The following is a 10,441-nucleotide window of genomic DNA, read 5'->3' on the forward strand; positions in this document are numbered from 1 at the left end:
GACGGTGAGCCGGTTCGCACCGCTGCGGCCCTCACCCCTTCCCAGTGGGAAAGGGGTCAGGCCATCGGATCGGGGGTCAGGTCGACGCCCGACAGCTTCCAGCCGAACGGCCCCCGACGGGTCATGATCAGGACCAGCGCCTCGTCGGGCTGGTCCTCGCGCGTCAGGGTCACCGCGAAGGTGTTCATTCCGCGATAGGCCCAAGCCTGGCGCACCTTGTCCTTGGGCGCGGCGGGCGTGTCCTCGGGCGGAGCCGGCTGTTCGGGCTCCGGGCGTTCGGCCGAGCGGACCATGGCGGCGATGGCCTGGGGCGTGACGAAGCTGTCGACCGCGCCCTCCACCAGGCTGGGGGCCAGCAGCATGCCCAAGGCGGCCAGGCCGCGATCGTCGCCCGCCCGCTCGCGGATTTCCACGGCGGCGCGCGCGTTCAGCTCGGTCTTCAGGCTTTCGCGAAAGGCGGGAAAATCGACGTGGCGCTCCAGCCCGGCCTCGTCGCCGGTGCGCGCCGCGCGGATCAGAGCCTGGGCCGAGACGAAGGGCGAGACGAAACAGGCGATCAGGAAACCGGCCACGACGGCGACGGCCAGGCCGATCAGAAACTTGCGACGCATGACGACTCCGGAAAACGGCCTGGGCGGTGAAACGGTTCAGCCGGCGGACGGCGTGGCGACAGCGGCGGCGGGCGGCAGTCCGATCTGGACCAGCCGCCATTCGAAGGGCCCGCGCCGCTCGAAGGTGAAGACGGTGCGCGCGCCGGACGGGTCGGCGACCGACACCCGCGCGCGGTTGACGCCCCAGTAGGCCGGGCGGGGCCACGGCTTGCGGATCTTGTCCGCCACGGGCGGCGGCGTCGAGGACGACCAGCGGTCGGCCGCCCGGCCCTCGCCCCGCGTCAGGGCCGCCAGGGCGGCGGGCGTCAGATAGACGTCGACGCTGGGCGGGCGGATGATCGGATTGTCCTCGAACTGACGACGCAGGGCCCCGATCGGATCCTCGAGAAAGGCCGGCGGCGGCGCCAGCGCCTCGGGCCGGCCCTGCAGCTGGGGCCGAATCGACTGGCGCACGGCGGTGAAGTCGATCAGCCGCGCCAGACCCTGCACGTCGCCGGCCTCGGCGGCCGAGCGGATGGCGAAGAAGGCCACGGCGGGCGCCGCGAAGAAGGAAATGACGGCCAGGACGATCACCGCCAGGACCAGATTGCCGAAAAGCTTCTTCACGCTTGCACTCCCCCGCGGCCATTCATGCACGGCCCAGTGGAGTGCGCAACGAAAAGCCCCGCCGGATGGCTCCGGCGGGGCTTCATTCTTGGTGGTCCTATCGCGCTTCGCGCTGCTTGAGGACGTGTTGGCGTCCTACCGCGCTTCGCGCTGCTTGAGGACGTGTTGGCCTCCTACCGCGCTTCGCGCTGCTTAAGGACGTGTTGGCGTCCTACCGCGCTTCGCTAGCTGAGGGCTTGACCCTAGGCCGCTTGCGGCAGGGCGGCCTTCAGGTTCTCGGCGACCTTGTCGAGGAAGCCCTCGGTGGTCAGCCAGCCTTGCTGGTCGCCGACCAGAAGCGCCAGGTCCTTGGTCATGTAGCCGGCCTCGACCGTGTCCACGACGACCTTCTCCAGCGTGTCGGCGAAGTTATCCAGCGCCGTGTTGCCGTCCAGCTTGGCGCGGTGCTTGAAGCCGCGCGTCCAGGCGAAGATCGAGGCGATGGAGTTGGTCGACGTCGCTTCGCCCTTCTGGTGCTGGCGGTAGTGGCGGGTCACGGTGCCGTGGGCGGCTTCCGTCTCCAGCACCTTGCCGTCCGGGGTCATCAGCACCGAGGTCATCAGGCCCAGCGAGCCGAAGCCCTGCGCCACGATGTCCGACTGCACGTCGCCGTCGTAGTTCTTGCACGCCCAGACGAAGCCGCCCGACCACTTGATCGCGGCCGCGACCATGTCGTCGATCAGGCGGTGCTCATAGGTCAGGCCGCGCTTCTTGAACTCCTCGGCGTAGTCGGCGTCGAACACCTCCTGGAAGATGTCCTTGAAGCGGCCGTCATAGGCCTTGAGGATGGTGTTCTTGGTCGACAGATAGACCGGATAGTTGCGCGCCAGGCCATAGCCGAACGACGCATGGGCGAAGTCGCGGATCGAGTCGTCCAGGTTGTACATGCCCATGGCCACGCCGGCCGACGGCGACTTGAACACCTCATGCTCGATCACCTGGCCGTCGTCGCCGACGAACTTGATCGACAGGGTGCCGGCGCCCGGCATCAGGAAATCGGTGGCCTTGTACTGGTCGCCGAAGGCGTGGCGGCCGACGACGATCGGCTGGGTCCAGCCCGGAACCAGGCGCGGCACGTTCGAGCAGATGATCGGCTCGCGGAAGACCACGCCGCCCAGGATGTTGCGGATGGTGCCGTTCGGCGACTTCCACATCTTCTTCAGGCCGAACTCCTTCACCCGGGCCTCGTCCGGGGTGATGGTGGCGCACTTCACGCCGACGCCGTGCTTCTGGATGGCGTGGGCGGCGTCGATCGTCACCTGGTCGTCGGTGGCGTCGCGGTTCTCCATGCCCAGGTCGTAGTAGTCCAGCTCGAGGTCGAGGAACGGGAAGACCAGCTTGTCCTTGATCATCTGCCAGATGATGCGGGTCATTTCGTCGCCGTCGATGTCGACGATGGGGTTCTCGACCTTGATCTTGGCCATGGGATGCGTCCGCCTCTGCTCTGGGGAAGGAATGTCGTGGCGGCGATATAGCCGCCGGGCGCGGCGGCGCAAACCCCGACCACCTTTAACCCTGCCGCAAAACGGCGGCCCGCCCGGTGGAACCGCCGCGCCGGCGACGGGTTGGTTGCGCCCCACTGGTACGGGAGCGTGGCGTCGATGAAGAATGAGAATTCTGAACTTCTGGACCGCTGGATCGTGGCGTTCCTGGAACCGCCGGCCGTGGTCGATCCGGAACTGATGCGGCGGCTGCTCGCTGAGCATGACGCCAGACACGCGGAGCAACCGATGACCGACAAGACCTTCAAGGCCGGCGACAAGGTCCGCTGGGACCACAGCCAGGGCACGACCACCGGCAAGGTGGTGCGCAAGATCACCGAGCCGACCATGATCAAGGGCCACAAGGCGGCGGCGTCCAAGGACCATCCGGAGTATATCGTCGAGAGCGGCAAGACCGGCGCCCGCGCCGCGCACAAGCCGGACGAACTGCGCAAGGCCTGAGGGAGGCGGACGGATGCGGCGATGGACCACCCTGGCGGCGGCGGCTGTCCTTCTGGCGGCCTGCAGCGGTCACGAGGATGCGGCGACGCCCGCCGGGTCGCCGGCCGCCCCCGCCGCTCCCGCCGCGCCCTCCCCGGTCCTCTCCGCCCAGCCCGAACAGCGCGCCTTCCGGGACTGGCGGGCGACCTGCGACAACGGCGCGGCCTGTGTCGCCTTCGCCCCCTCCACCGAGCCGGACGCCGGCTGGCTGCGACTGAGCCTGGCGCCCGAAGCCGACGCGGCGCCCGACGTCGTGATCGGCCTGTGGTCGCCGGGCGCCGACGGTCTGTCGCCCACGGCGCCCCTGGCGCTGACCATCGACGGCCAGCGGTTCACGACCCGCAGGATGGAGGACGCGGACCGGCCGATGGGTCGCGTCGCCGCGGCCGACGCCACGACGATCGTTCGCGCCCTGGCGGCCGGAAAGACCGCCGCGATCTCCGCGGGAGGCCAGACCGTTCCCCTGTCCCTGGCCGGCGCCGCGGCGACCATGCTTTGGATCGACGAGCGGCAGGGCCGGCTGGAGACGCCGAACGCCCTGGTCCGGGTCGGCGACCGTCCCGCCTCGACCCGCCCGCCTGAGCTGCCCCGCGTCACGGCCGGCCCCGCCGTCGACCAGGCCGGCTTCGGCGACGAGGGCCAGACCCTGCCGGCGTCGGTCGAGGCCCTGGCCTCGGTCAAGACCTGCCGCCAGGAGACGGCCTGGAACGACAATGTCCAGAAGGCCGTGCTGTCGGCCCGTCTGACGCAGGACCGCGAGCTGTGGGCCGTGCCGTGTTTCGCCGGGGCCTATAATCTGGGCCTGTCGGTCTATGTGACGGGCCCGGGCGGCGCGGATCCCGCCCCGGCCGCCCTGCCCGTCGCCGAGGGCGGAACCACCGACACGGTGGTCAACGCCGAATACGACCCCGCCACGCGCAGCCTCTCGGGCTTCAACAAGGGGCGAGGTCTAGGCGACTGCGGCATCGCCCAGCGCTGGGTCTGGAACGGGCGCGGCTTCGCCCTGGCAGAGCAGTCCGAGATGCGCGACTGCGCCGGCGTGCCTGCGGACCTGTGGCCCACCCTGTGGCGCAGCCTATGAACGCGCCCGAGATCCTGATCGTCGGCGCCGGCCCCGCGGGCCTGACGGCGGCCACCTATCTGGGCCGGTTCCGCCGACGGGTCCTGGTGGTTGACGCGGGCGAGCCGCGCGCCTGCTGGATCCCCGTCAGCCACAACATGCCCGGCTTCCCCGCCGGCGTTTCGGGTCCCGACATCCTGCAGCGGATGCGCGAACAGGCGCTGGAATACGGCGCCGAGATCCGTCCCGGCCGGGTCGAGCGTCTCATGCGTGACGAAGACGCCTTCGTCGCCGTGATCGACGGCGAGCGGATCCGGACGCGGGCGGTGCTGCTGGCGACCGGCGTGGTTGACCATCATCCCGACCTGCCCGGCGTGGAGCGCGCCGTGCAGCGGGCCCTGGTCCGCATCTGCCCGATCTGCGACGGCTACGAGGCCACGGGCAAGGCGGTGGCGGTCCTGGGCGACAGCGACAAGGGCGCGCGCGAAGCGGCCTTCATGCGCACCTATTCGGACCGCGTGACCCTGATCCACATCGGCCCTGCCGACAAGCTGACCCAGGCCGGCGAGATGGCCCGGCTGGGGGTGGAGGTGATCGCGGCCCCGCTGGAGGCGGTGCACCTGGAACAGGATCGCGTCACCGCCCTGGGCTGGGGCGGCCAGAGCCGCGCCTTCGACCTGATCTATTCGGCGCTCGGGACCTCGCCCAACGCCGAACTGGCGCGTGACCTGGGTGCCCGGCTGGCCGCCGACGGCCGGCTGGTGGTCGACCTGCACCAAGCCACCAGCCTGCCCGGCCTGTGGGCCGCGGGCGACGTGGTGCGCGGCCTCAACCAGATCGCCGTCGCGACCGCCGAAGCCGCCGTCGCCGCCACCGACATCCACAACACCCTGCGAGAGGCGGACGGCTGGACGGTGGCGGACTGAAGACAGGTCAGGCCTGCATGCGCGCTTCGAGCACGGCCAGCGGCAACGAGCCGTCCTTCAAAATCCTGTCGTGGAAGCTGCGCAGATCGAAGTCCGGCTGGCGCTCCGCATCGGCGCGCAATCGGGCGATCACGGTATGGCCGACCTTGTAGGCGCAGGCCTGGCCGGGCCAGACGGCGTATCGGTCGATTTCGCTGTTTGAGGCGTTCAATGGCTTGGCGCCCGATGCGGCCATGTACTCGACCGCGCGTTCGCGACTCCACCGCTCGGAATGAATGCCCGTGTCGACCACCAGCCTCACGGCGCGGAACAGGTAGGACATCAGGAAACCCACCCGGCCCAGCGGATTGTCCGCATAGACGTTCAGGTCGTCCGCCGCGACCGCTTCGGCGTACAGCGCCCACCCCTCGTCATAGGCGGCAAAGCCGCCGGCGCGTCGCCACCCGGGCAGGTCGTCCGCCTCGCGCTGAAGCGCGATCTGCAGGTGATGCCCGGGCGACGCTTCGTGATAGGTCAGGGTCGGCAGGGCGAACCTCGGCCAGTTCCCGCTGTCTCTGAGGTTGATGTAGTAGGCGCCGGGCCGCGATCCATCCAGCGGGGGCCCTTGGTAGTAGCCTCCCGGCGCCCCCGCCTCGATCGACGGCGGCACGCGACGAATTTCGACATGGGATTTCGGCAGCCGGCCAAAGACGCGCGGCAGCATCGGCTCCAGCGCCGCCACCCTGTCGTTCAACCAGGCCAGAAGCTCCTCCTTGCCTGCGTCGGTGTTGGGAAACAGCTGGTCCGGTTGCCGGTTCAGCATCTGGACGCGCTCGCCGACGGTGCCTTGGGTGTAACCCTGCGCCTTGAGGATTCCGTCGATCTCGGCGCTGATCTCGGCGACCTGCTCCTTGCCCAGGGCGTGGATTTCCGCTGCAGACAGCCCTGTCGTCGTATTGGCTTTCAAGCCGTTGGCGTAGAAGGCCGCACCGTCCGGAAGCCGCCACGCGCCCGCATCATGGACCGCGGCTGGCCGGATCGCCTCCAGCGCCTCGATCTGGCGGCCCAGGGCCGGCCTGACCTTCTCGTCGATAATGGCCTCAGCACGGGCGTCGTAGCCGGCCAGCCCCACCGCCGCGGCCTTGAGCACCAGCGAGCGGATCATGGCCATATCGGCGGCAGGCGTGTCGCGCAGGGTCCGGATCTGAGGCAGGGCGCGGTCGATGACGAAGTCCGGCGGGACGACGCCCAGGCCGGCGTCCTCGCGCACCTTGGCCGTCTCTCCGTCCAGCACCCCGGCGAACGCCTCCAACCGGGACAGGAAGGCGTCCGCATCTGCGGCGTCCTCGACCCGATGCTGATTGTCCAGGAAATCGGGGATCTCGAAATAGCTGCCGGTCAGCTGCGTCACGACATAGGGCGATCCCCAACCGGGACCGGCGCCGTAGGCGAAGCGCGCCGTCTCCGCCGCCGTCTCGCGATCGAAGACTGCAATGGCGTGGTTCAGGGCGCCGGCTTCGGACAGTCCTGTCGGATCGAACGTCCGCAGCGTTTCCCAACGCCGCAGGGCCCGCTCGCGGTTGACGCGAGACGCGTCCGGTCCGGCTTCGCTGAGCCGCGCGGCCAGCCCCTCACGCGCTCCCCTGTCCAGCCCCAGACTGGTGGCGCGCTCGGGCGCAGCCTCGATATCCTCGTCGAACCAGCCATCCAGCAAGGCGTTCAGGCGGGCGTCCGCGTCATTCGCCGCTCGCGTCCTTGTGGGGACGAGGATTGGGGCGGTTGCGGCCGAAGCGGCGGCGGCCAGCATCAAGCGGCGGCGATCGATCATGGCGGTTTCCTGGCTGGCTGGCGGGCCGGCGGGCGGACGGGCGCCGCGCCAGGCGCCGTCCTTCTCTACACGTGGACCGGACCGGCGCGTCCGCTCGGCCGACCGTCAGGCCACCGTGGCCTTCCAGTCGCCGATGACGCGCTCCAGCACCGTCAGGGGCACGCCGCCGGCGTTCAGCCCCGTGTCGTGGAAGGCGCGGATGTCGAACTTGTCGCCCAGGTCGCGGCGGGCGTCTTCGCGCAGCTCGACCCACTTCGTGTGGCCGACCTTGTAGCTGGAGGCCTGGCCCGGCCAGACGCAGTAGCGCTCGACCTCGGTGGTCACGGCGCTCTCCTGGTCGCCCAGCGTGTCGACCATGTAGCGAATGCCCTGCTCGCGGCTCCAGCGCTTGGCGTGCAGGCCGGAATCGACCACCAGGCGCGCGGCGCGGAACATCAGCGACTGCAGATAGCCGATGCGGCCCCAGGCGTCGTCCTCGTACGCGCCCATCTCGTCGGCCAGCTGCTCGGCGTACAGACCCCAGCCCTCGGAATAGGCCGAGAAGCCCAGCACCTTCATCAGCATGGGCGTGTCGGCGTTCTCCTGCTGCAGGGCGATCTGGTGGTGATGGCCCGGCGTCGCCTCGTGATAGGTCAGGGTCGGCAGGGTCCAGCTGGGCCACTCGGCCGTGTCGCGCAGGTTGATGTAGTATTGGCCCGGCCGCGATCCATCCAGCGCCGGCCCCTGATAATAGCCGCCGGGCGCGCCCGCCTCGATGGCCTTGGGCACGCGCTTGACCTGGACCGGCGACTTGGGAAGCCGTCCGAAATATTGCGGCAGGCGCGCCTCCATGGCGACGATCTGCTCGTTCAGCTTGCCCAGCAGTTCTTCCTTGGCCTCGTCCGTGTTCGGATAGATGAAGCGCTGGTCCTTGCTCATGGCGGCGATCCGCTCGCCGACCGAACCCTGGGTCATGCCCTCGGCCTTCAGCAGCTCGTCGGCGCGCGCGCTCAGCTCCGCCACCTGGGCCAGGCCCATCTCGTGGACCTCGTCGCCGGTCATGTTGGTGGTGGTGAAGTAGCGCAGGCCGAAGTCGTAATAGGCCTCGCCCTGGGGCAGGCGCCAGGCGCCCGCGTCATGCGTGGCGGTGGGCTGGGCCGCCTTGAACACGTCGGCCTGGCGGTTCAGCGCCGGCAGGACCCCCGCGTTGACGATCGCCTCGGCCCGCGCGGCCCAGTCGCCGGGAATGTTCTTCTCGGCGGTGCGGCGGCGGATGGAGTCCACCAGCGTCAGACTGGCCGGCTGCGCGCCGGTGATCGCCGCCATCTGCTCCAGCGTCTTGGCGATGATGAAGTCCGGCGGCACGGCGCCGGCGGCGAAGTCGGCGCGGACCCGCTCGGTCTCCTGGTCCAGGGCCGGTCCGAACGCCTCCAGGCGCGACAGATAGGCCTCGGCGTCCTCGGCCGTCTCGATCGAGTGCTGGCTGTCCAGGAAGTCGGGCACGCCCTGATAGGCGCCGCTCAGCTGGCTGACGGTGTAGGGCGAGGGGAAGAAGCCGCCGCCGTAGGGGAAGTCGTAGCCGCTGACGACCGTGTCGCCGAAGTATTTCAGCGTGTCGTAATAGACCGCCGACCGCGCCGGCAGCGCCGCGCGATCGATGGCGGCCAGATCGGCCATCGCCTGGCGGAACTGGACCTTGTCGGCCTCGATCTTGGCCTGGGACCGGTCGTCCAGCTTGGCCTTCATCGCCGCGTTCGGCCCCTTGTCGAAGCCCAGGCTGGTCAGGGTTTCGGGGGAGTCCAGCAGCATCTCCTTGAAGATGCGGTCCATCAGGGTGTTCAGCTTGGCGGCCTCGCCCGTCAGGGCCGGCGCGGCCGCGGCCTCCTGCGCCAGGGCCTGGCCAGAGGCGGCCAGCGCCGCGCCTGCGGCGGCGGTGAACATCAGGCGACGACGATTGATCATGAAGACAGCTCCCCTCGTGGACGGCCACACTGGACCCCTCGTCCGCCCCCGTCGCAAGTGAAATCTGGGACAGGCGGATCGCCTCAGGCCGCGTGCAGTTCCTGCTTCACGCGCTCGGCCAGGGTCTTGATGTCCAGGGGCTTGGGCAGGAAGGACACGCCCTTCTCGTCCTGCAACAGGTCCGAGAAGTCGCTCTCGGCGTAGCCCGAGATGAACATGACCGGGGCATCGCCCAGGTACTGCCGCGCCTTCTTCAGCAGCGACGGCCCGTCCAGCCCCGGCATGATGACGTCCGAGATCAGCATGTCGATCTGACCGGCGTGCTCCTCGGCCAGAAGCAGGGCCTCCTCGCCGTCGGCGGCCTCTATGACCTCATAGCCGCGCTGGCGCAGCAGGCGGGCGGCGATGCCGCGCACGGCCGCCTCGTCCTCGACGAACAGGATGCGGCCGGCGCCCGACAGGTCGCGCGGCGCCTTGACCTTGACCTCGACCGGCTGGACCTCGGCCAGTTCGGCCTCGCCCGCGGCGGGCAGGAAGATGCGGAACACCGCCCCGCCGGTCTCGGCGTTGCCGACGGTGATATGGCCCCCCGCCTGCTGGACGATGCCATAGACGGTGGCCAGGCCCATGCCCGTGCCCTCGTTGACCGCCTTGGTGGTGAAGAAGGGCTCGAAGATCTTGTCGACCAGCTCGGGCGGCACGCCCGGCCCGGTGTCGGCGACCTCGATCAGCGCCAGCTCCTCGGTCGTGGCCTCGGCCCAGCCCATCGCCCGGGCCTGGGCGGCGGTCAGGCGGCGGGTGCGGATGGTGACCACGCCGGCGCCGGGCTCGACATGGCCGCGCATGGCGTCGCGGGCGTTGACGGCCAGGTTCATCACCGCCGTCTCCAGCTGGCTCTTGTCCGCCACCACGATCGGCAGATCGCGGCCATAGTCGGTCTCCAGCCGCACGTCCTCGCGCAGCAGGCGGCGCAGCAGGATGGCGAACTCGCCCACCAGCTCGCCCAGATCCAGCCGCTCGCGCCGCACGGTCGACTTGCGCGAGAAGGCCAGCAGCTTCCTGACCAGGTCGGCGGCGCGGATGGCCGTCTGACGAATTTCGTTCAGCCCCTCGTAGGAGGGGTCGCCCACCGGGTGCCGTTCCAGCAGACCCGACAGCTGCAGCTGGATCGCCGTCAGCAGATTGTTGAAGTCGTGCGCCACGCCCCCGGCCAGCTGGCCCACGGCCTGCATCTTCTGCGCCTGCGACAGCTGCAGCTCCATCGACTTCTGCGACGAGACGTCGAACAGCCATATGCGGCGCCGGTCGCCCTCGGGCGCGACATAGAGGTGCAGCGCCTTGTCCGGAAAGGCGCGCGCGACCAGCTCGATCGGCCCGGACGAGCCGGCGGCCAGCTTGGCGCGCGCCTCGGCGACGCCCGCGGCGTCGAACAGATGGCCGAAGGCGGCGTCGCGCGCGGCGGCGGGCCC

At 70.0% G+C, this 10,441-nt stretch carries 9 protein-coding genes; 3 read left to right on the top strand and 6 right to left on the bottom strand.

Translation table 11 applies throughout. The annotated features are described in order from the left end of the window. Positions 1-56: 56 nt before the first annotated feature. The 3 genes from ACE3PU_RS08075 to ACE3PU_RS08085 all read right to left on the bottom strand — a co-directional run bounded on the left by ACE3PU_RS08075 (position 57) and on the right by ACE3PU_RS08085 (position 2,680). Positions 57-611, bottom strand: a complete 555-nt coding sequence (locus tag ACE3PU_RS08075) for a DUF2939 domain-containing protein (protein ID WP_374388502.1) — start codon at positions 609-611, stop codon at positions 57-59. A gap of 36 nt (positions 612-647) precedes the next feature. After that, positions 648-1,217, bottom strand: coding sequence for a DUF2939 domain-containing protein (locus ACE3PU_RS08080; protein WP_374388504.1), 570 nt, complete (start codon positions 1,215-1,217; stop codon positions 648-650). A gap of 242 nt (positions 1,218-1,459) precedes the next feature. Beyond that, positions 1,460-2,680 carry an NADP-dependent isocitrate dehydrogenase gene (locus tag ACE3PU_RS08085; RefSeq protein WP_374388506.1) on the bottom strand — a complete coding sequence of 407 codons (1,221 nt, stop codon included), beginning with the start codon at positions 2,678-2,680 and terminating at the stop codon, positions 1,460-1,462. 177 nt (positions 2,681-2,857) lie between these two features. Between ACE3PU_RS08085 and ACE3PU_RS08090 the strand changes: the two genes are divergently transcribed. From ACE3PU_RS08090 to ACE3PU_RS08100, 3 genes are read left to right on the top strand one after another with little or no spacing between them, the layout of a single operon-like run. Beyond that, a complete protein-coding gene (locus ACE3PU_RS08090; protein WP_374388508.1) occupies positions 2,858-3,199 on the top strand; it encodes a DUF2945 domain-containing protein in 342 nt (113 codons plus the stop codon). Between the two features lie 13 nt (positions 3,200-3,212). Then, positions 3,213-4,319 carry a DUF1176 domain-containing protein gene (locus tag ACE3PU_RS08095; RefSeq protein WP_374388511.1) on the top strand — a complete coding sequence of 369 codons (1,107 nt, stop codon included), beginning with the start codon at positions 3,213-3,215 and terminating at the stop codon, positions 4,317-4,319. Next, complete coding sequence (locus ACE3PU_RS08100; RefSeq protein WP_374388513.1) at positions 4,316-5,224, top strand: NAD(P)/FAD-dependent oxidoreductase; 909 nt, start codon at positions 4,316-4,318, stop codon at positions 5,222-5,224. The genes ACE3PU_RS08095 and ACE3PU_RS08100 overlap by 4 nt, the downstream gene beginning before the upstream one ends. Positions 5,225-5,231: 7 nt before the next feature. Here the strand turns inward: ACE3PU_RS08100 and ACE3PU_RS08105 are convergent, their stop codons facing one another. The 3 genes from ACE3PU_RS08105 to ACE3PU_RS08115 all read right to left on the bottom strand — a co-directional run. Next, the gene (locus tag ACE3PU_RS08105) at positions 5,232-7,031 is read right to left on the bottom strand and encodes a DUF885 family protein (protein WP_374388515.1); all 1,800 of its coding nucleotides are present in this window, start codon (positions 7,029-7,031) and stop codon (positions 5,232-5,234) included. A 105-nt stretch (positions 7,032-7,136) separates the two neighbouring features. Next, a complete protein-coding gene (locus ACE3PU_RS08110; protein ID WP_374388517.1) occupies positions 7,137-8,972 on the bottom strand; it encodes a DUF885 family protein in 1,836 nt (611 codons plus the stop codon). A gap of 83 nt (positions 8,973-9,055) precedes the next feature. Beyond that, positions 9,056-10,441: ATP-binding protein (locus ACE3PU_RS08115; RefSeq protein ID WP_374388519.1), on the bottom strand; the 1,386-nt coding region annotated here is incomplete at its 5' end.

The sequence above is a fragment of the Brevundimonas sp. genome (assembly GCF_041911375.1).
GTDB lineage: Bacteria > Pseudomonadota > Alphaproteobacteria > Caulobacterales > Caulobacteraceae > Brevundimonas.